This is a genomic window from Gammaproteobacteria bacterium (genome assembly GCA_041395725.1).
Taxonomy (GTDB): Bacteria; Pseudomonadota; Gammaproteobacteria; order Pseudomonadales; family Pseudohongiellaceae; genus NORP240.
Window position 1 is genome coordinate 596,599 of record JAWKZW010000001.1, and the last position, 20,171, is coordinate 616,769.

Genomic DNA, 20,171 nt, shown 5'->3' on the forward strand with positions numbered 1-20,171 from the left:
CAGCTTGGCGGCAGGAATCTCCCCGGATTTGGCTCTCTCACGGACTGTCTGCCAGTGGAGCTTGAGGGTTTCATGGTTAGTAGTCTCCATCGCTGCGTTTCCTGTACTCACGGGACACGGCTTTGTCCGCCGGGTGGGGACCATCACCGAGGGGCTTATTTGGGCCTGCGTTGTAGAGTCGCCGTTTCTCCTCAACCTTGTTCCGGTAGTAGTCATCAAAACTGACGCCGGTGATCTGGGACGTGCCATCGTGATAGTCCTGTGCAGCCTTCAGGAACGCTTCAGAAGCTTCCCCGGCATGGGTGAAACCTTCACGGGCAGAGAACGAAGTCAGAGGACTGAGGCCGTTTACAAACAGGAATTTATCGGAGGGTGGGCGACCTCGTTCCACTGTATGCCGTTTCAGGTACATCTGGTTAGCATCACCCCAATCTGCACTCTGTAGCACTGCCCAGAAGGAAGAGACGGGCCAGCGGGATTGTGTCTTATCAGCAGGATTGGGCACAGTATGCTTAAGCCACTGATGCGTGCAGTACTGCCAAAGGCCAGCCAGGCAGTTTTTCAGCTCCTGGTAAGACACGATGTCAAGTGTCCTTAACGCCTCACGGCGAAACTGAAACTCCAACCGCCAGACGTCCTTATCGCCATCCCAGCCTGCCTGACGCCACAGTGCTTCCAGGTAAGGGCGTGGGCTGTTCTTGGATCGCATCTCGATAGTTTTGTTGTAGAGTCTGGCCGAGAGGACTGCCCGAGGCGCAAAGGAAAACCCGGAAAACCGCCCAGAATCCTCGTGCCACGATTTCGTTCTGGCCTTGGTGACAAATTCAGCCCGGTTGATACTTTCCAAGGGGTAATCAGTGAGGAAGTCAACGCACAGATCGACCCTGGCGACATTCGGACCAGCAGTGACAGCCCCTAGTACGTCGATAACCTTCTGTAAGACCTCCTGGGCCGCGTCAGCCCCAGCGACAGTCAGCAACTCACTGGAAATCTTCACGTGAGCTAGAGGCGCTTGCTTGGCGTCCTGCTTAGCGGCTTCGATCCGGAATGTGCCATCCTCAAGGATATATGCAAACGGGTGCCTGCCGTTGCCTTTCACTTCAAACACATGGGGATCTACACGGAACTGGGCCAGGTTAACACTGGAAGCACTGGAAGACTGGGCCAGCTTCTTCAGCTCAGTCAGCCTAATAGAGGATTCGTCGGACAAGTTCCCCTGGTAGGACAGGTAAAGACTATCAATACCGGTACGGAGAATCTTGGTATCACAGGTATCAATGCAATTAGAGGGTACTGTGTTACTAGACTGCGTACCCTGACAAGATTCAACACCAGAAGCGGGCCGGTGCTGCGGGGCAGCATCCCGCGCCGCCCTTGTGTTCGTGCTTTGTTGGGGAGAAGTATCGGAAGACATATAAACCACCTATGAAAAGTAAGGCGGTGCCAAACCGCCGCAATTAGACGGTTTCCGATACTATGGCTGAGTATAAGCGCTGCGAAGGACGTCAAATCCGGATTTGGCGTCCGGTACGATCTCGATAGTACTTGCGGCGCTTTCGAAGGCTCTCGGTATCTTCAACGCCATACTCCCGACCATAGACGCCCAGTTCCTCGCAGAATGTCAGGAGTTCATCCAGGGGCATATCCAGCAAGCCTTCATCGTCAAGAATCGCGAATACAAACATCAACTGGGGGTAGCTGATCTTTCGACCGAGCGAGGGACCTTCAAGCGCAAGAGCCAGCTTGTGTAAAAATTCCGGCTCACTCCCAAGCTGAGCCCGGATCAGGCGCTTTTGAAAATAAGGAATACCGAACAGGATGGTCTTGTCGATCTGGACGGCTTTACAGAACGCGTCATCGTCGCCGTTCTCGGCATCGGATACCAGGTCACATATATGCCGCCCAAAGGTAACTAGAGACATGAAGTAAACCGACTGTGTAACGATTGTGTAGAACAACAGGTATATTGTCTTTAGGTGCGAATTTCTTTCGTCCTCCGAGAGGGATTCCCAGTTCTCAATTGCCTCCTGAGAATCAAGAAGTTCCTCATCAGAGACATCGAAAAAATCCCCAGTAAGAACTTCTTCAACTACTGCTTCCTTCAGTTCATTAACATACTCAGAACTAAGACTTTGATCCGAAGCTTTCAGCTCATCCAGGTAAGTGGGATCAGTGATCGCCCTCACGCCAAGGGCTTTGAATGCGTTTTTGTTTTTATAGAAGTGTGACCACGGGGGTAGGCCATCAGCGATCAACCAATCAGCGAAGCCTGAGGGAAAATTAAGGAAACCGCGCCCGTCTTTGACCTGTTTGAGAATTCCATTAAATTCAGGCAGCAGTTTCTTGAGTAGAGCTAACAGCCGACATTTTGATCCGTCATCCATGACGTTAAACTCCTAATTTTTCCTATGGGCTAAACCTTCAGCAATCGGCTAGAGCGGTCATTAACGCCCATGGTAAGGGGCGGCGGCGAAGCCGACACGCCGCGTAGGCCCGAAGGGCCGGATTGAACTTGACCCGCTTGTAATGTGCGTAGCGAATTAACGCTCACTAGACCGAGCCAATTCTATGAAATCAACTTCTTCTATAATTCGGCTTTGCTTCAAAAGGATATGTTTGCCCTCTTTGTCGCGGGCCATCACGTAACCGAACTCTTTGCAATTTTCAGTCATTACTCTAAGCTGCCTTTCTTCTTCGTTTGCAGAAAGGCAAATCTTGTTATCTGATGCGTACCAGCCATATCTGTGAATCCCGAAACTATCGCTTGCGATAATATCCTCACACCCACCTTCACTTGATACAGAATATTGACCATCGCGCCTGAGACTCAGATACCCTGTGTCTGAACAAGATCCATCCCTGCTGTTATATCTCCAGGTCCACTCACCTGCATATTGTCTCTCAATTTCAGATAGCGAACTGCATCCGTTTAAGAAAACAAGGGAAAGTAGGCAGACGTATCTCATAGCACATAACGTCCCGCTTTGAATTCATGGTTATGTTCCATTATTCGGAAAAACCTCTATATCAAGAGACACACCAAGATCCGACAAATCTCGAAGCATGCTGACGGGCAAAGAATCCCCGGTATTCAGCTTTCCATTCAGTTGGAGATAAATATTGATGTCTCCGCCTCGACTGACAAATTTTCGAATAACTTCTCTATTAGCAAGTAAAGGATCAATCAGTTTATCAATCGAGCGCGTTAGCCCTCGATCATCTATTTGTACTTGCGTTGACCAGTAACTATCCTGGCGTGTTCTAACTTCTAATTCTGGCCCACGGTTAATTGCATCTCCCTTTTGCCAATGCGTAGCAATTGGTAGCCCGATTTTCTCGCCAATTTGAAACACATCTTCGTCGCTGTGTCGTAGCCTAAGAATCACTATTCCGCGATTTTCAGTAGTTGCCAAGATAAATTCCTAGTTAAAGCTCCAAGGGCTTGAACCGGTGGAGGAACATAACGCCCTAGATAACCGGCGCGGCCGCAGGCCGTGTCCGGCGCCGAAGGCGCGCAGTTAATCGCATTGTTAGGTCTCCGGCCAGCCAGCCGGCCATTGCTCTTGATGTGTACGCGCAGACTCATACTTTGCTTCATCGGTACGTATGAGACTTCTACACTCGGCTTCGAGGCTGAAGAAATCACCTCTTTTAATTGGCTTCCGATCTTTACCTATGTAGATACTACCTTCTGGATCGTGGTATCTCGATGTGCGCGTTAGATTTATCGATACTATCAGTGTGGCCTCTTCAAGCGATGGCAGATCAATGCCGTGTTGATCAAGATCTTCAGAGAGCCAAGCATTTAGCTCGTGAGCGATCGAAATCGAGTCAATGGTAGCCCCATTGAAACGACACTCAATGTTCTTTACATCAATTTCCAATATTCCAGTACCTAGCGCCTCAAGCTCTTGGAAAGAGTTCATGAGGCGCCATCCGCAAAACATTGCGCATAACGTCTCTGCTGCATGATTGAGCCGCTTACGGCGCATTGTAGGAGACCTAACAGTAGTGTTAACGAGGGGGTCTCCATTCCCACTGGGTATGGAGGGGGTCCCCATATGCAACTTACAGCGGTCAGTATCCCACTGAAATAAAGAGAATTCTACTTTGCTGATATAGAAAATCGTGCCTAGGAGCCGAGTACCGCTAGCTTCCGCTTGGTGTCGACAGCGGAAGTTTCCACCTGATAGGGGGATCTACACGATAAAAACTTCTTTGAGGTCAGCAGCGATCCAAAAGCAGTCATTCAGAGTGCAATTCAGTGTCGGCTGTTCAGGGTATGTAGCAGAAAATGCACTAAACCAGGCTAAATTTAAAGAAAATAGGCTAGTTTCAAGCGATGACCAAGGCCGTAAGCCATTGTTATTAAAAAAGTTACAAATTTACGGGTAAATCTTCGAACCAGTTGGTCGGGAGTTCGAATCTCTCCGGGCGTGCCATTTCTCGCGGCTTCCAGCCTGATCGAAAATTTCGATTGTCCCAATGATTGGCAATTGTCCCAAAGAATTGCTGGATTCCTCTAGTTGTGCCACTGACAAGTATCGAAAATCCTTGACGAAGGGGCCCTGATCCGCACGGTGATTCCAGGCCCGACCTACCGGGCTGCGCCCGGCTGGTCGGTAAGCCGGGACCATGCGGATCTCCCCTTCGTCAAGGATTTTAGCTACTTGCACTTGTGTGGAATCATAGACTTTAACTGACAAGGAATCTTTGCTCTGATATAAAACGAGCGAAGGCGGTAGCATTTTTACTTTGACCAGCTCCTGGGCGCTATCCGAATTGATCTATACCGTGTCGACAATTGATGAATCAGATGAAAATTATCCCTACTGTTGTACCTGCTGTCATTTTTTTAATCGGCGTAAGTACGGGCTATTTCTTCAACCTACATACGAGCAGACTACACTCATTAAGGGACTTCGCTGAAAACACATTAGAGCGTCGCGAGGAGGATATAATGGCATTGGCGGCTCTCCTGATTGCGGCCGAATCCCTTGACTACCAAACATTTATCAATTCTGCCGACGAGCAAAATGCGAACTACTGGACTGAAGAATATAATGACTTTAATTACGTGTATTTTGGAGGTTTAATCATCAAGTTCTCGCCCGAAGGCGCATTAACAGAAATCATGATCAATTCTCTGTAGAGGAATGAGCTGTGGTTGACCCCGTCTGGTCGATCTCAGCCAATCATTTAGCCAGCAACAATTGCTAAAAAATGTCTGCTTTTAGGTGCATTTTGGTGTACGCAATTCTGATCGAATTAAGCTCATTGAATGGATTACTTGGCAGGTTTGATTAACTCAGGTTTTCGACGATAAATTCTCTGCGTCGTTGATTCAGACGAATGCCCAAGTAGTTGGCGGGCATGGGCAGGCTTAATCTCGGAAGCCACCTTTGCTCTTAGATCATGCTCAGTAAATCTCTCAGTCAGACCGGTTTGATCTATCGCCTTTGCCATGAACCGTTGCCAGAGGGAATCGAATCCATTGGCAGAACCATCGGGCTTGATGTAGGGCTGTCCCTGGTTGGTGTGAAACAGCCAGACTGATAAGATTTTCTTTCGCAGGCCAATCACATCATCGATCGCATCTCGCAGGTCATCACTCCATTTGATAATCATTTTTTTGCCAGTGGAATGTGCCGTCTTACGGGGCGTTACATGGATACCATCATCACTGAGGTCGGATTGCTTGAGGGAGAGGAGATCGCTTCTACGGAGGCCTGTGAGAAGCTTCAATCGAATGTAGGCAGCCATGAAAGGCGAGGCCACTTTTAACGCTTCTGAAAGCTCCCAGTCTTCCACGTAGCGACGCCGAGGTGGAGTCCTGAATTTGTTGACCTTGCCCTTGATGGGATGATTTTCACAGAGTCCCCATTCAATCGCTTTGGTAAAAGCGTGACTGAGAACTTCAATATCTCTATTGGCTGCACTCTTGCCGCTCTGTCCACGTTTGTCTCGGTATTGGTAGACATGCTTTGGTTTAACCGCTTCTATTGGCAGCGTTGCAAAGACTGCTTTCAATTTTGCTATAGACGCGTAGTTTGATTTCTGTGTTTTCTCCGCTTTGTGTGGAATGACTTCCAGAGCATACCGATCCAGTAGATCGCCCATCAGTTTGGCATCAGAGTATATTTCCAGTCTTTCTGCCCAGGCTCTATAGGCTTCGGTCAACGTTTTACCTAGACGAAACTCTGTCTTGCCATCCCATAGCTCCCTAAGGTTAACAGGGACGCGATAGTGATATGCGCCATGCTTGTGGCGCCATCCTGCTGGGAGTCCTTTATTGGCATTGAGACGGGGCTTTGGTGGCATCAGATCGCTCCTAGATCAAGTTCATAGTCCGTTTGTGTCGAAGCTGCTGTGTTACCGCCCATCATTGACTCAAAATGCGCCCGCGAGACCAGAGGTCTCCCGTCGGCGCGCACCTTTGCCGTAAATCCATTTTGCTTGAACCAACGCAGTTGTGCACAGGGCTTGACTCTGCCTGTGACCTGTTGAATTTCCTCGATTGTTAAGTTGATTGTTTGCATAATGAAGTATTGATTACGTTTTCTCTAGACATAACTCTCCCATCAAGCTAACGAGGGAGAGTTATGTCATCTGACCCGGAGGATTCCTCACGGGTCGAGGAGGCCGAATATCTAGACCTCCACCCCCGAGAGCTGTAAACCGTAGCCGACAAGATTGTCGCTGAAGTCGATTTCGCCGCCTTTGGTTACGTATTTCGATATGTAGTTGGTTACCGCTTTAAGCCGGTCGTCAATAGGGTCGATTCGGTTGATGCCACCTAACTCATACCAATTGGAGTGCGCCCATTTGCGGGAACATCGAGTATTGAGATCATGAGAATCCCCAACCAGAGCATGAAAATGGAGCACCCCAGATTTGTGATATTCCAGTGCCAATGCCCAGTAAACGCACTGTTTTCGCTTGTGATAGCGACAGCCATAAATCTCTCGATTTATCTTGTTTATCCAAACCTTGAAGAGCTTAACAGCTGCTTCTGGGTGAGGGGGATTTCTAAAGGTAAGCGTGCAGAACCATTGCCAGTTGTACTCTGCCAATAGTTGAGAATAGGCTTTTTGAAGCTCCACTTTAGAGAACACGGCAGTTTCTCCGTGTAGCTAGAGCTTCAGAGCTACCTGCAATTGGGGTTAGACGCCTGACCGTATGGGAAACGGAGTGGTCAATGAAATTAGTAAGATTGTAAGTACAACTGTTATAGTAGGCATTCATAGCCTACGATCTTAATCTAGTAGGCATTCATTGTCTACTGTTTTTTTAGGAGAGATCGCCTTTTTGAGGATGCTTTTCCTGGCCGCGGACAACTTCCCAAAATTTTCCTATAGATTTTGCGAACTTGAGTCCGATTGATCTTTCGGCGCCAGGTCCTTCTTCATCAAAAAATTGTCGAATCTCTATGCCTAGAATGTCTTCATATTTCTTAATTGTGGCTTTGTGATGTGCGATGAGCAGCACTCTCCAACCGACCTCATATCCAAGTCTGAGAAATCCTAATGCACTGGCAAGTGTTCGCATATCGCCGGTATACCTTGCAATTGCTTCCTGCTCTATTTTGTAGATTGCCTTAAGGTCAGTGGTGCTTAAGTCTGCAAGGAGGGATTTATTGCGTTCATATTTTGCTTTGCTGGTCATTATTGTATCCGATAGGCACTGAATGCCAATTAGGATACATTGCAAATAATAAGTCCACAATTGACAATTATACCGAGACTGTTGGATCGACCAGTTGAATGCGCAAAATAATCACCGGAATTTAAAGGCCAGTATCGTGAAAGCGGACGTAGATTCTGCCCTCAGCTACGACAGCTTGCGGCTTCAGAGCAGACGTTAATCTATGTACTGAACCGCAATATTTACAGCAAGGCCCAGGAAATATCACATCAGCCCAGCTTTCTCTCACTACTGTCAACAGCTTTTAGCGAAATTGCGAAATGTAAAGCGCAGGCTATTGGGGCTACAAACACCAACGCATACCAATCTAACCCACGTTGCTTGTATGACCATAGAAAAGCTGCAACAGCCACTAGTATGCCAATGGCTGTAAAAGTACTTTGCATCGTTCTGGGTAACTGGACCTCACTCACTAACAGTTCCATGAGCATACTAGTTATACCCATCAACCCTAGTCCTCCAGAAATCAAGAGTATTAGCAAGAGCGAGAAGGCATAAAACTGCAGGGAAAAGAGATAGGCTAAAGCAATCAAAACCCCTAACCCATAGATCACCAACAACAGTCCAAAACACGCGAGGAACTCAACAACTAATAGGACTTTTTTGAGAAAAACGCCATCGACCTTAATCAACATGCATCCATGAATTCAAAGTGTGCGAATTGCTAAACTGGACATCGCCATTGAATAGTAATGACGGCTTGCGGCTTCAATGCAGAAGTTAGTATTTCCGGTAATAGGCTTTGCCAAAGAATAAAGATCCACCTCATTTAGCTTGCGCGATTAAATATCCACCTCTAACTATAAAATATTGTTCAACGTTCTGTCTGTTAGAGGGAGAAGAATCAAACGGTATCTCCCAGCGAGTTCCTATTAACCTGACACTATTATCCTCAATCGCTATATCCCTAAAATACTGCTCCGCTACTGAGCCAACTGCGATAGGATTAACCATTAATTGGGCCCCATTCTCGTTACCAAACACAGCGAGGTACTGAATGGGTCCTCTGATTCGGGGATCTCCGGTAAAATACGAAAATAGTACCACCGTCGAATTCACTTCATTAATAGTCCCGTTAGCCTGCGCCAACACGAACCCTTCGCCATATCCTTCAGGCTTATTTTCCATCATCATTATTTCAATCGCAGATTGCTGTGCGAATGAGATTTGACTAAAGGTAAAAAAGAAGAGCAGTAGAGAAATATGCCTGCAAGTCATATATTTTTACACCTATACATCAATATTGTTACATGCATTGAGAGATATCCTGTAATAAGCATTATCGGATGACGGCTTCGGGTTCAGTGCCGCCTCTCGAATCCTTGGATTCTACGTCAGCTCCCGACTTAGTAGTGAAACGTCACTCTTACTCGGTGCTCGCAGCTATCCGTCGACGCAGTACGTCCACTAGTTCATATCCAGTAGTATCAGAAATTTCCATGTCCAAAAATTCAAGTAGATCTATGGTCTGCTCAATACTGATCCAATCTGAGCTCCAGCCAGTTTGTAATTCATCATCGCCATGAAGAAGCATGTAACACCAACGCTGATCGGAATCGACGACTTCCTCCGGAATGCCGCAGCCAATTAGGAATCTACGGTGCTTATACCGCCACCGAGAACTCTCTGGATCTGTTAACTTTGAACTGCGAAAAGACATCTGTTGTAGGATCGTCTCGTATTCGAAGGATTGGTTCCAATGAAATCGGAGTTTTCCGCTTCGGGTTCAGACTGTGTGATAAATCAGTCTGCGTTAATAACATACCTTAAACAGCAGTACGAGAGCCTTTACGAAGGTTTTTGAGTGCTTGTGTTCAACTGACCAGTATGAATCCAGTGTAGACCTGATTTTTTGTTGATGGCAAATCGGCTCGTATGAACGCCCAAAGGTTCTCTTTTAGGCGAAAAAATGTCGCTATCATGCCCTTATTGCATATTCTGGCCCATTCCGATCACTGATTCTGGTTTTATCTGATCATCCATTCTGGAAGTATTCGATCATCGATTCTGGTTTTATCCGATCACTTTTTCCGGGTTTCCAGAATCAGTGATCAGATATTCCCAGAATCCTGCCTAACGCATTGAATTAACTCTATAACTGCTATGCTTCCGCCCCTTTTTAAGGCTGGGAGAGCGGCAATCGAGCCTTACCGCTACTTGCGGCATGTGTTTACAGAACTTCCCAAGGCCATTTGTGTTGAAGAGATTGAAGCGCTGCTGCCGCATCGTATGGTGTAATAATTGCGGTTACTGCTCAGGGGCGAAACCATGAGAATGTTCATGATACTGTCCACTTAAAAATAGGTGGACACTATCGGTGGATCAGGCTGAGCTAGCAAGATGGGTTTACCGGTCGGTTACGCCACAGTTCCAGGCCATCGTGCACCAGAATTTTTACGCGGTTGGCGCGCTTGTTGGTAAAAGCATAAGCTCTATAGAGCCTAGGTGATGGATTTCATGTCAGATCAATTGGCAAGTGGTCGAAAGCTAATTCACAAACCCTGAAAACGCCCGAATTACTCTGACATTAACTTCATTACTCTTTAAAGCTCGATCAAGTGCTTCGTTGCCAATTTGTTTGAGCAAATTTTGCAAATTGGCATTTATTTGCTGCTCTGTGTCAATTCCGACTTTAAAAAAATTTCTTCCAGTAGAGATTGTTAACTGAAGTTTCAAATCTTGCTGAACAAATTGTATATGGGAATTCAGAACCCGGTATTGCCTCGAAAGTTCCCTGGCTCGTTCTTTCGAATCCACTTGATAGCACGACACTTGTAAGGATTTCAGTTAGGACTCTTTCTAACTCAGGAGATCGATCATTGACCCTAATTGCAAGCCCAGGGCTTTCAAACGCTGTCACGCAATCCGGATTTTCGGCTGCGCTCCCTGTAGATGAAAATAAACTTGCAACAATTAAAACTGCAAATGTTGAATAGTTCATAGTCTTATACTCTCACCATAGATTTAAGACAATATATGTAACGACTAATCAATTACTTTTGAAAAACTTGCTGACGCTATCTATCTATCATTTACAAATTGTACGCGTGATACTGTTGCATCACGCTTACCATCGGCATGGACGAAACCACGATTCAGGTGCTCAAGGAACCGGGCCGCAAGGCGCAAAGTAAGTCGTATTTGTGGGTACGAAGAGGCGGACAGCCGAAACATCCGCTAGTGTTGTATGACTATGATCCCAGCCGCAGTCAGGCCGTGCCTGTGCGTCTGCTGGAAGGCTTTGCGGGCTATCTCCAGACCGATGGCTATGAAGGTTACGCGAAGGTGTGTGCAAACTCGTCGATGACGCGCTTGGAACTGAACTAATTATTCTGATTCTTCTTCAAGAATCTCATCTACGATAAAACTAATCACGTCATCTAGGCTTGAATTTATTTTTGACTTCAGTTCAGCGTTAACTTCAAATGCAAAAACTTGGTCTAGTAGAAATATTCCAGATTGATCTGCTTCATCAAAAAAAAGCAATATTTCTTTTTCTGCCGGGATGCCCGCCGTAAGCTCATTTTGATATGCTCTGATGAGTGGTGGTAGGTCTCCCTTGATATTTGATATTACTAGGTAACGTGACGTGCCCTCCTCGCCGAATATTCTATTCCAGTCATTAATTGCCACATCAAGATTAAAACTGTTCTTATTGTAGCTCCCTCTCAAGAACGTATACAAACCAATAGGAATTCCGCCATCAATGCGAACAAGCACCGCTGCATGATCCCGAGCCGCCAATAATTGCGCAGCATTCTCTGGGTTTATGACTGGCTCAACAGACAATACGCTCCTAGCGTAAAGCACAAATAGAAAGGTCAACCAAAAGTTTCTTATACTCATAGCTTTCACCATTATTTTGCTGTTCGCTCATACCCTACTTCTAAGTGCTAGCAAGGATCAGGAAGCCTATAATATTGTCGCATTCTTTCAACATAAGTCGAATCTGGTACCCAAGCACCGTTGACTTTTCTTAGCAAACCCCTAAGTAGGCAATGATTCGACTGCAATACTTGCGTGTTTGTAGAAAACGCCATCAATGGTCTTTAATGCTCTACTTGCACTCTAGGATGAAACGAGAAAGACTCGTGTGCAATATGCCACAGCTTAGCTGGCATTTTTGCGTTGGGATCATTGCCGAATTTACAAAGCCACCTTGCGACTTCGCGCTTGGGCATAGGAAGAAGATCCAGGTGCTCCTCTAGGAACTGCATTTTTTTAGGATCTAGGTTCATAGCATTTGTTTTAATGGAGCTACTCCTATCAAGCTCAAACGATCGCGAAGGTCGCCTTGGGGTTCAAAGGCGAACTAGATTTAGATTGCTGGAACGTCCGCTATTAATCAAGCTTAACTACTACTAATACTAAATTTTACTGGAACCAGTTTCTGTTTCCTAATAGGGGGGCTGTAAAAAGTGTCCCAACGTCCAACGCCTTATCTAATAAAATCATATAGTTACGCTGGCTTGCAGAGATAATCAATGGGACAATTACGTTTGCTATGTTGCTGATTACAAACGGGAAATCAGAATTTGAGAAGCTGGCTTCGAAATAGGTAGGCTATTCACACGCTCGGTAAATCTCATTGAATACATACTCTGGCATCCAAGTCTCGTACTCTTTAGACGTATTCAACTTTCTCACGACTACGTATCCTTGAAAAATCCTGCCATTTGATGGCGGCTCTTTCATGCTGTGGTCAATGTGCTGCCTGTCAAAGCGCCGTTGGTATTCCCGGTTGGACAGGAGAGTCGCTTTCACGATCTTACCGTACTTCTTAGCTTCATCCCTATCAACAGCAACGTATTCTTCAAAATCCGACTTATCCCTGTATGCAACTTCTGGATCGTAATTCTTGTGTTTTCTCCAACCGTCCTAAAGCAAGAGCTTGCTTGCAATGGTCAATCAAAGTGACCTTATTGGTATCTATAGCGAGAATAAATCTGTCTGCCCGACCATGATCTTTAATAAATTCAGTTTGACAAATAATCTATAGTTTCTTTTCGACTAAACACCTTATACGCACCCCAAGTCCAAACTAATAGCACTGGAAGACCCAAATAGAGAAATTCTTGAGCAGACGTAGGGCTCAAATCCCACAGCACAATGATTTCGATCAAAAAAAATGATGGAAGCCAAAGAAAAATTGGCCACTTGCACCATGTTTTACCTTTGAATAAATAGTACCCCAAGAGCATCAACGAAACACCGAACAGCACCATTGTGGGTGCGATACCTTGGTCCCAGGCTTCTCGACTTGTTAGTACAATCCCATTGCCTACATCTATCCTGAGTACAGCTCCAGCAATACTTACAAATGCCCCTAGAAGAGTAATTGCGATCACATCATTTCTTGTCTGCTTTGGGATTTGCTTCATGAATGTTTATATAAACTGAGATCGTCAAACAATTTGCCGAAGGGCTTGAATAATCCTTTAGCGGATTTTGATTGCGAAGACAACAATAGCATCCCGCCTTTTTGAGGATGGTAATATAGTGATTACCCAAGGAAACGAGATGCAGTCAGCAAATTTAAGTATTGCTACTCTCATGTCTAGACTATCGCGATCAAAATTGTCCCAATCTACAGCTATCTCTCTAATAAAAACAAAGTGATACGACTATGCTGATACAGAACCAATGGGACAGTACAAACAATTAATGTGTTGATAATATTGGGAAAATCAGATTCCGAGCACTAGGCTTCGAACCAGTTGGTCGGGAGTTCGAATCTCTCCGGGCGTGCCAAAATAAGCGATTTAGAATCAAGCAGTTATCTCGAAAAGGGATAGCTGCTTTTTTGTTTCGCTCTTTCTTGTGTAGTGGAAAATGTAGTAACAGGTTCCAGCTCACACAAGCTTTCGGCATACGGTGACAGATGCTCCGGTGCCAGGTGAGCATAACGCTGCACCATCCGAATATCTGACCAACCGCCTAGTTCTTGTAATACATGCATCGGGGTGCCGTTCTGAACGTGCCAGCTTGCCCAGGTGTGCCGCAAATCATGCCAGCGGAAGTTCTCTATACCAGATTGCTCCAACGCTCTGCGCCAGACTTTGGTATTGGCCCGCTTGATGGGTTTGCCATTGAAGGTAAACACGTATTTCTCATGCTTACCTAACTCACCTCTGAGCAAGACTACCGCTTCCTTGTTCAACGGTATCCCGATAGGACGTCCTGTCTTGGATTGATCCGGGTGTATCCAGGCTGCACGCCGTTCAAGATCAACCTGTGACCACTGCAAGCGCGTGACGTTGGTCTCTCTCAATCCGGTTGCCAGGGAGAACCGCACCAGGGTTTGTGTATGAGGTGGCAGGTTCGACAGGAGTGTTCTGACTTCCTCTCGCGTTAACCACCGGATACGCCTGGCCGGGTCCTTCAGCATCCGGATATGGGGTGCCCGATCAATCCATTCCCATTGCTTCACAGCGGTATTCAGAATCACTCTGACCAGTTCCAACAAGCGATTGACCGTTGCCGGTTTCACGCCAGTATTGACCTTGGCTTCCGTGATCTGGTCGATGACCTCCCGTGTGATCTCATCCAGGAACAAATGCCCCAGGTAAGGATCAAGCCACTGGATATGACCGAGGTCATTCACCACCGACTTGCGGGAGGTTTCTCGATACCATCTGACCGCTGCTTCTTTCCAGGTCCTTCTAGGCTTCTCACCCAGCTGGGCATTCCGCCAGTACTGAACACGGAGCTTATCCTCAAACTCCTGTGCCAGGGGCCTGTCTACTGTTTTAGTAGAGCGTTGTATTCGAGTTCCGTCAGGTGCGGTAAAACTACACCACCAGAAACGCGAATTCGGTCGTTTGTACAACATAATGCATCTCCTACATTCTGCTGGACTTGCGACCTTGGTCGGCCAGTAGAGTAGTGTGATTGCAGGTAGAGCACAAGGTCGGCCTTGAGGAACACCCACCGGCGTCCCAGCTTGGCGGCAGGAATCTCTCCGGATTTGGCTCGCTCCCGGACGGTCTGCCAGTGGAGCTTGAGGAAATCAGCGGCTCCCAGGAGATCGAGGGTCTCATGGTTAGTAGTCTCCATCACTTCGTTTCCTGTATTCGCGGGACACGGCCTTGTCTGCCGGATGGGGACCATCGCCTAAGGGCTTGTTCGGGCCAGCGTTGTAAAGTCGGCGTTTCTCCTCGACCTTGTTCCGGTAATAGTCGTCAAAGCTCACGCCGGTTATGTGGGATCGTCGATCATGAAAACCCTGTGCAGCCTTCAGGAACGCTTCAGAGGCTTCCCCTGCATGGGTGTAACCTTCACGGGCAGAGAACGAAGTAAGAGGACTGAGGCCGTTCACGAACAGGTGACCATCCGAGGGTGGGCGTCCTCGTTCTACCTTGTGCCGGGTTAAAAGTATTTGGCTGTTATCGTTCCAATCAGCGCCCTGCAAGACTTCCCAGAGCGAGGAAGCCGGCCAACGGGTCTGGGTCTGATCTGCGAGGTTAGGGGCAGTGTGTTTAAGCCACTGGTTAGTGCAGTACTGCCAGAGTCCACCCAGGCAGTTTCTCAATTCCTTGTAGGACACAATATCGAGTGTCCTTAATGCAGGGCGGCGAAGTTGAAACTCAAGTCTCCAGACGTCCTGAACGCCATCCCAGCCTGCCTGATGCCACAGAGCCTTCAGGTAGGGCCGTAGACTGTTCTTAGACTGCATTTCAATAGTCTTGTTGTAGAGTCGGGCAGAGAGATCTGCCTTGGGTGCAAATGAAATCCCAGAAAACCGACGCATGTCTGAATGCCGTGCCAGGGTTCTGGCCTTGGTGACGAATTCGGCATCGGTGATACTTTCCAGGGGGTAATCAGTGAGGAAGTCAACGCACAGATCAACCCTGGCTACATTCGGACCAGCAGTGATAACCCCCAGCACGTCGATAACCTTCTGCAAAACCTCAAGGGCAGCGTCAGGTCCATCGACCGTCAGCAGCTCACTAGAGACCTTAGCGTAAGCCATAGGCGCTTGCTTGGCGTCCTGTTTGGCGGCTTCGATCCGGAACGTGCCATCTTCCAGGATATAGGCAAAGGGATGTCGCCCATTACCTTTAACCTCAAACACATGCTTCTTAACAAGGAATTGGGCCAGGTTGACGCTTGAGGCGCTGGTGGACTGTGCCATCTTCTTGAGTTTGGTCAGCCGGATGGACGACTCGTCGGATAAATGGCCCTGATAGGTCAGGTACAGGCTATCAATACCGGTACGGAGAATCCGGGTATTACGGGAATCAATGCAATTAGAGGGTACTGTGTTACTAGACTGCGTACCCTTTCCAGAACCACCATCAGGGGCGGGCCGGTGCTGCGGGGCAGCATCCCGCGCCGCCCTTGCGTTGGGATTTTGGTCGTGATTGTGGCTGTCAGATTTCATCGTAAAGCTCCTTTGAGTAGGGAGCTCATACAATGTGCAGCCAGGACGAGCCAAAAAAGCTACAGACTAAGCCGAAGAGGCAGGGAAAATGGATTGGCCCATTTAATTGCTAATTGCAATCAAGCAGTTACAAGAAGGTTCAACTTGCAGCTAATCAGGCTGTTCGTCGCTATTCTTCCCCCTTGGACGTCCCTTTTTCTTCACGTTTACAGGGGCCACTTCACCAAGCCATTTCCTAACCGTGCGCGCATCGTAATGTGAAGCGCCGGAATATCTCCTTATGACTTCATCATCGGCCATGGCTGTGATGGTTCGATCCGGGTGTTCCTTCCAGAGTTGAGTAGCCATTTGTTGGGCACACAACTTGGCTATCTGGCTCGCCCGCGTTGGAATTGCCTCTTCGGTTGATGGAGAGGGCTGACTGTCTTCACCACTAGATTCTTCAGGTAACCGGAATACAAGAGAAAAACCGTCCGGTTCATCAGGCTCCTGGTGCTGTGCCCAGAACGCCCTGGTGCCAAACTCAGGCATCTCAAAGGAATACTTCCACCCAGGAGGGAACCAGAATTCAGGCAGAGGTATCGCCATACTCTCGCACCATTCCTGAAATTCCTGTCTGGATATGGAAGCCCACTGCAATAACTTCCGGTTGTACCGAACGCCATGGATGCAAGCATAGACGTCATCGAGGTGGGTTCGAATATAAAATCGAGGGTCAGCCTTTGAGTCAGAAGGACGCTTGGCAAGGGTCAGTGTCTCGCAAAAGACCTCTCCATTGAGCACAGCTTTGACCAAGAGCCGAGCATAGTCTTTTGCAAGTAGTGGCAGCTTGATCCGATAACTGTCAGGATCATAACCAGCCCAACGATGGGCTATATCCCAAATGGATAACGAATCAGAGAGTAACGGCATTTATAGAATACTAAGGAGGATATGGAAAGCATCCAGTCTCACGTACTACGTGTTGATGCTGCACAGATGTTTTATTGTCTTCGCATGTTCTTTACCTACCAACCCAACATCCTGATGAAAACGGAAACCGGATCTTTTAACTTTAGCTGCCTCCAGGGACTTCTTTGCCTCGGAGCCATCTTTATTGATTAGTGCCTTGGAAGCGTGCCATTTGAAGTGATCCAACGGAAACATAAGCCGATCTACGTGAGCATCAAGAACATCTAGAGCATTGGCATACTCGTCTTCAATTTCTTTTGTTGCAACCAGATAGGGATAGTCAAGGTACACTTGGGTCAGATGATTTGGAAATTCTTTCTCTCTTTCGAGTATTTCCTTGTAAGTAACAACACACTTGTCGAGATCACCTAGAGCGATGAATGCATTCGCCCTCGCCAGCAGAGCCCGAACATCTTCAAATCGACTTTCTCTCGAAGTGAAGTATTCATCTACCAAACGAAGCGAAATCTCTGGGTGCTTCTCAGACAAGGTTAGTGCTTGAATCACCAAATACTGATCTCTTTGCGTTCGTGCACGTTTCAATTTCGAATAAAAAAGCTCTTCGATCGATTTGTTCCAATCCTTATTTCTATACCAATCGGAGGATGACACGGTGATCCCTAAAGTGAACTAGCTCAGAGCATTGGTGCGGGGTCTGCACGCAGCAAAATTCAGGACGGGAGTAATTCAGATTGAGACCGCACCTAACGCCCTCTGAAATTGTGGTGATTCTATCCTCCAATGGGAAGCAAAGCGAGAATCAAAGGTAAGCCGACTCTAGGTGAACAATCTTGTGATTCAAAACTCGACATTGAGAATGTAGTAAAAAATGAGCTAATACACACTCAATTACGTGTAAATGAGGGTAATTTTGAAACCGACCAAGGCCGTAAGTCATTGTTATTAAGATATTTATAACCTTACGGGTAAATCTTCGAACCAGTTGGTCGGGAGCTCGAATCTCTCCGGGCGTGCCATTTTCCAAAGGCCTAATCGAAAATCCGATTGTCCCATAGAGTCCAAATTGCCCCAAACAACAGTAAACTCGAAGCCAGGTTACTCTGACATTGGGTTTACCTGTTAACGTTGTCTTTCGTACTTGAGTCCGGATTATCTCTCACATATTTTCGCCGATTCACAGTGATCACATGGGTGCCGGGATGCTTTCCGGCTTCTACTTCCTTGACGACTTTGGTCCGAGGAATATTTTTCCTACTTCCTATGTCGTAATGCTCATTTCGGCCATTTGCTCCGTCTTGCCTGCCTCTTATCTTAGTCATGTTTCTATCCTCTACTTGCGATGGCATGCGTTACAACAGTAGTAACAGCCATCTACATTGGAGTAAAACCTACGCGCTTCTACCATCGCTCCGGAACAGGAATAATGGTTTCCGAGCTGAAGCTGATTCACCGAATCTGGTAGTCGAATACAGCTCGCATCTAAGTTATGAACTTCGTGCTCACCTGTAGGTTGTGCATTCCGATTCACAATGAACCTATCCATTCAATTTCTCCATTTAATAAACAAAAGTATTGGTACCTCGCTAGACGCAAGGATCTCAAAGAGTAAACTGAGCAAAGGAGAGAGTGAATTTGTACTATTGATTAACTGTGGCCAATTATCTATATTACAAACTCGCTAGAGGTCACCGCCAAGGAGATGTTTAGTGAATCCGACCCGCCTATTGGTTGCATCCAAGAGGCGGGTTTTTTCTAGCAATCCTGCTTTACGTAACCTTTCTCACCGTGGATGTAGAAACCCATCATATGGTAGTTACTTCTACATTCCAGCACAAGATAATGCGGTTTCTGTACTATTGCAAGTACGTAACCTGTGTAGAACTTGTGGGTAAATAGCTCAGAAATAGCCTGGCGATTTTATCTTTAGAAATATCAGCTAGTTATGACACACGGGGTCTGTATACATTTACAGTAGAATTTGTTCTAAAATTGATCGAAAAGCTGACAATCTACTTTGTAGGTTTAGTGATTTCGGGTTTTCCCCAGACATATCTTTTCGCGAAACGATTCTGCGAGTCATAGAAGAACCCAAACCTAATTTCGAAATTTAGCGATTTATCTATACATTTGCTAAACAGACACCAGTCTCGGAGTCTTCACAAGACTAGATTGAAGTAGATAATCATTTCTGGAATGGCTGGGCTAGTATAGAAAATAAGTGGGTGCTGCCAGTATCTTGAAATCCACTGATGCCAATTTCCATCATGTCGTGTCCAGCCTGGGGCTGGGCCTTATAGGTAGTAAAAAGCCTATCCCACCAGGGGAAATTGAATCCGAAATTATGATTGTGTTCGACATTGTCGGTCGAGTGATGAACCCGATGCATGTCCGGCGTGACAATCAAGAGTCGCAGCCATCGGTCAATTTTTTGTGGAATCCTGATATTGCTGTGGTTAAACATAGACGTCGCATTAAGTAATAGCTCGGCGACAATCACGGCACTGATCTGCGGCCCGGTAACTAAAATAAGTGCAAACTTGATTAGACTGGAAAGTAATATGGAAACCGGATGAAAGCGATTACCCGTGGTTACGTCATAGTCAGGATCCGTATGGTGCATACGATGAAGCTTCCAGAGCGGGGGAACCGCATGGAACAGTCGATGCTGAAAATAGATTACCAGATCAAACAGTAGCAGAAAGAGTACAAATTCCAGCCAGGCAGGCAGGCTCAGCAGAGTAAACATCCCCAGATTTTTTTCCTGAGCCAGCAATGCCCCGGCAACTCCGGCGAAAGGGATTACCGTTCTCGCCAGAGCCGTGTTGAGAATGCTGATGGAAATATTACTTAGCCAGCGCTGTGGTTTCGAGAAATTCAGCTTGCGCCTGGGAAAGTAGACTTCGCAAACAGCCAGGATTCCAAACAGGCATAGAAACACACCCAACCTGAGAAGGCTCTCCACTTGCATGGTCAATGCATTCATCTGTCTGCCGCCGTTCCCTGCATCTAAAGAGGCTTCCTGGCTATGAATGCATAGCCATAGACTTCAAACTGCCGGGCATTTTTTTCTCCCGACGCGCCACCGAAGGTATCGATTGCCTCACCGACCGCAACGTTTTCGAACCCCGCATCGGAAAGCATTTTTTCCCAGCCTGCACACGGCAGGCCACCG

Annotated in this window: 20 protein-coding genes and 1 pseudogene; 3 read left to right on the forward strand and 18 right to left on the reverse strand. The window is 46.9% G+C overall.

Annotated elements, in window-relative coordinates; genetic code table 11:
* Window positions 1-76 precede the first annotated feature (76 nt).
* From R3F50_02600 to R3F50_02615, 4 genes are all read right to left on the reverse strand, one after another.
* Complete coding sequence (locus tag R3F50_02600; GenBank protein ID MEZ5489189.1) at window positions 77-1,414, reverse strand: replication initiation factor; 1,338 nt, start codon at window positions 1,412-1,414, stop codon at window positions 77-79.
* A gap of 91 nt (window positions 1,415-1,505) precedes the next feature.
* Window positions 1,506-2,384 carry a hypothetical protein gene (locus R3F50_02605; GenBank protein MEZ5489190.1) on the reverse strand — a complete coding sequence of 293 codons (879 nt, stop codon included), beginning with the start codon at window positions 2,382-2,384 and terminating at the stop codon, window positions 1,506-1,508.
* Window positions 2,385-2,996: 612 nt separating this feature from the next.
* Window positions 2,997-3,413, reverse strand: coding sequence for a DUF4279 domain-containing protein (locus R3F50_02610; GenBank protein MEZ5489191.1), 417 nt, complete (start codon window positions 3,411-3,413; stop codon window positions 2,997-2,999).
* Window positions 3,414-3,530: 117 nt separating this feature from the next.
* Window positions 3,531-3,926, reverse strand: a complete 396-nt coding sequence (locus tag R3F50_02615) for a hypothetical protein (GenBank protein ID MEZ5489192.1) — start codon at window positions 3,924-3,926, stop codon at window positions 3,531-3,533.
* A gap of 890 nt (window positions 3,927-4,816) precedes the next feature.
* Here R3F50_02615 and R3F50_02620 point away from each other — a divergent pair.
* Window positions 4,817-5,152 carry a hypothetical protein gene (locus R3F50_02620; protein ID MEZ5489193.1) on the forward strand — a complete coding sequence of 112 codons (336 nt, stop codon included), beginning with the start codon at window positions 4,817-4,819 and terminating at the stop codon, window positions 5,150-5,152.
* A gap of 134 nt (window positions 5,153-5,286) precedes the next feature.
* Here R3F50_02620 and R3F50_02625 read toward each other — a convergent pair whose 3' ends face one another.
* The 5 genes from R3F50_02625 to R3F50_02645 form a co-directional block, all read right to left on the reverse strand.
* Window positions 5,287-6,321 (reverse strand): tyrosine-type recombinase/integrase, encoded by a 1,035-nt coding sequence (locus tag R3F50_02625; protein ID MEZ5489194.1) that lies wholly within the window; start codon window positions 6,319-6,321, stop codon window positions 5,287-5,289.
* A gap of 329 nt (window positions 6,322-6,650) precedes the next feature.
* The gene (locus R3F50_02630) at window positions 6,651-7,115 is read right to left on the reverse strand and encodes a hypothetical protein (protein MEZ5489195.1); all 465 of its coding nucleotides are present in this window, start codon (window positions 7,113-7,115) and stop codon (window positions 6,651-6,653) included.
* Window positions 7,116-7,290: 175 nt separating this feature from the next.
* Window positions 7,291-7,665: a hypothetical protein gene (locus R3F50_02635; protein MEZ5489196.1), complete on the reverse strand. Its 375-nt coding sequence runs from the start codon at window positions 7,663-7,665 to the stop codon at window positions 7,291-7,293.
* Window positions 7,666-7,913: 248 nt separating this feature from the next.
* A complete protein-coding gene (locus tag R3F50_02640) occupies window positions 7,914-8,339 on the reverse strand; it encodes a hypothetical protein (GenBank protein ID MEZ5489197.1) in 426 nt (141 codons plus the stop codon).
* Window positions 8,340-8,469: 130 nt separating this feature from the next.
* The gene (locus tag R3F50_02645) at window positions 8,470-8,922 is read right to left on the reverse strand and encodes a hypothetical protein (GenBank protein ID MEZ5489198.1); all 453 of its coding nucleotides are present in this window, start codon (window positions 8,920-8,922) and stop codon (window positions 8,470-8,472) included.
* Between the two features lie 885 nt (window positions 8,923-9,807).
* Between R3F50_02645 and R3F50_02650 the strand changes: the two genes are divergently transcribed.
* On the forward strand, window positions 9,808-9,942 hold the full coding sequence (locus R3F50_02650) for a transposase domain-containing protein (protein MEZ5489199.1): 135 nt from the start codon (window positions 9,808-9,810) through the stop codon (window positions 9,940-9,942).
* A 394-nt stretch (window positions 9,943-10,336) separates the two neighbouring features.
* Here R3F50_02650 and R3F50_02655 read toward each other — a convergent pair whose 3' ends face one another.
* Window positions 10,337-10,645, reverse strand: coding sequence for a hypothetical protein (locus tag R3F50_02655; GenBank protein MEZ5489200.1), 309 nt, complete (start codon window positions 10,643-10,645; stop codon window positions 10,337-10,339).
* A 137-nt stretch (window positions 10,646-10,782) separates the two neighbouring features.
* Between R3F50_02655 and R3F50_02660 the strand changes: the two are divergent.
* A pseudogene (locus R3F50_02660) lies at window positions 10,783-10,992 on the forward strand (transposase).
* 39 nt (window positions 10,993-11,031) lie between these two features.
* Here the strand turns inward: R3F50_02660 and R3F50_02665 are convergent.
* From R3F50_02665 to R3F50_02700, 8 genes are all read right to left on the reverse strand, one after another.
* A complete protein-coding gene (locus tag R3F50_02665) occupies window positions 11,032-11,550 on the reverse strand; it encodes a hypothetical protein (GenBank protein ID MEZ5489201.1) in 519 nt (172 codons plus the stop codon).
* Window positions 11,551-12,680: 1,130 nt separating this feature from the next.
* Window positions 12,681-13,052, reverse strand: a complete 372-nt coding sequence (locus R3F50_02670; protein ID MEZ5489202.1) for a hypothetical protein — start codon at window positions 13,050-13,052, stop codon at window positions 12,681-12,683.
* Between the two features lie 428 nt (window positions 13,053-13,480).
* Entirely contained in the window at window positions 13,481-14,536 is a 1,056-nt protein-coding gene (locus R3F50_02675) for a site-specific integrase (protein ID MEZ5489203.1), read from the reverse strand.
* 210 nt (window positions 14,537-14,746) lie between these two features.
* Entirely contained in the window at window positions 14,747-16,087 is a 1,341-nt protein-coding gene (locus tag R3F50_02680; protein ID MEZ5489204.1) for a hypothetical protein, read from the reverse strand.
* A gap of 150 nt (window positions 16,088-16,237) precedes the next feature.
* On the reverse strand, window positions 16,238-16,999 hold the full coding sequence (locus R3F50_02685; protein MEZ5489205.1) for a hypothetical protein: 762 nt from the start codon (window positions 16,997-16,999) through the stop codon (window positions 16,238-16,240).
* A gap of 45 nt (window positions 17,000-17,044) precedes the next feature.
* Window positions 17,045-17,650: a hypothetical protein gene (locus R3F50_02690; protein MEZ5489206.1), complete on the reverse strand. Its 606-nt coding sequence runs from the start codon at window positions 17,648-17,650 to the stop codon at window positions 17,045-17,047.
* Between the two features lie 1,531 nt (window positions 17,651-19,181).
* A complete protein-coding gene (locus R3F50_02695; GenBank protein ID MEZ5489207.1) occupies window positions 19,182-19,982 on the reverse strand; it encodes a sterol desaturase family protein in 801 nt (266 codons plus the stop codon).
* Between the two features lie 23 nt (window positions 19,983-20,005).
* Window positions 20,006-20,140, reverse strand: coding sequence for a hypothetical protein (locus R3F50_02700; protein ID MEZ5489208.1), 135 nt, complete (start codon window positions 20,138-20,140; stop codon window positions 20,006-20,008).
* Between the last annotated feature and the right edge of the window lie 31 nt (window positions 20,141-20,171).

Coding starts and splice junctions, on each gene's coding strand:
- R3F50_02615 (MEZ5489192.1), bottom strand. CDS start 3,926: ATGAACTCTTTCCAAGAGCTTGAGGCGCTAGGTACTGGAATATTGGAA.
- R3F50_02645 (MEZ5489198.1), bottom strand. CDS start 8,922: ATGACTTGCAGGCATATTTCTCTACTGCTCTTCTTTTTTACCTTTAGT.
- R3F50_02625 (MEZ5489194.1), bottom strand. CDS start 6,321: ATGCCACCAAAGCCCCGTCTCAATGCCAATAAAGGACTCCCAGCAGGA.
- R3F50_02680 (MEZ5489204.1), bottom strand. CDS start 16,087: ATGAAATCTGACAGCCACAATCACGACCAAAATCCCAACGCAAGGGCG.
- R3F50_02675 (MEZ5489203.1), bottom strand. CDS start 14,536: ATGTTGTACAAACGACCGAATTCGCGTTTCTGGTGGTGTAGTTTTACC.
- R3F50_02600 (MEZ5489189.1), bottom strand. CDS start 1,414: ATGTCTTCCGATACTTCTCCCCAACAAAGCACGAACACAAGGGCGGCG.
- R3F50_02650 (MEZ5489199.1), top strand. CDS start 9,808: ATGCTTCCGCCCCTTTTTAAGGCTGGGAGAGCGGCAATCGAGCCTTAC.
- R3F50_02635 (MEZ5489196.1), bottom strand. CDS start 7,665: ATGACCAGCAAAGCAAAATATGAACGCAATAAATCCCTCCTTGCAGAC.
- R3F50_02620 (MEZ5489193.1), top strand. CDS start 4,817: ATGAAAATTATCCCTACTGTTGTACCTGCTGTCATTTTTTTAATCGGC.
- R3F50_02655 (MEZ5489200.1), bottom strand. CDS start 10,645: ATGAACTATTCAACATTTGCAGTTTTAATTGTTGCAAGTTTATTTTCA.
- R3F50_02685 (MEZ5489205.1), bottom strand. CDS start 16,999: ATGCCGTTACTCTCTGATTCGTTATCCATTTGGGATATAGCCCATCGT.
- R3F50_02640 (MEZ5489197.1), bottom strand. CDS start 8,339: ATGTTGATTAAGGTCGATGGCGTTTTTCTCAAAAAAGTCCTATTAGTT.
- R3F50_02665 (MEZ5489201.1), bottom strand. CDS start 11,550: ATGAGTATAAGAAACTTTTGGTTGACCTTTCTATTTGTGCTTTACGCT.
- R3F50_02700 (MEZ5489208.1), bottom strand. CDS start 20,140: ATGCTTTCCGATGCGGGGTTCGAAAACGTTGCGGTCGGTGAGGCAATC.
- R3F50_02695 (MEZ5489207.1), bottom strand. CDS start 19,982: ATGAATGCATTGACCATGCAAGTGGAGAGCCTTCTCAGGTTGGGTGTG.
- R3F50_02605 (MEZ5489190.1), bottom strand. CDS start 2,384: ATGGATGACGGATCAAAATGTCGGCTGTTAGCTCTACTCAAGAAACTG.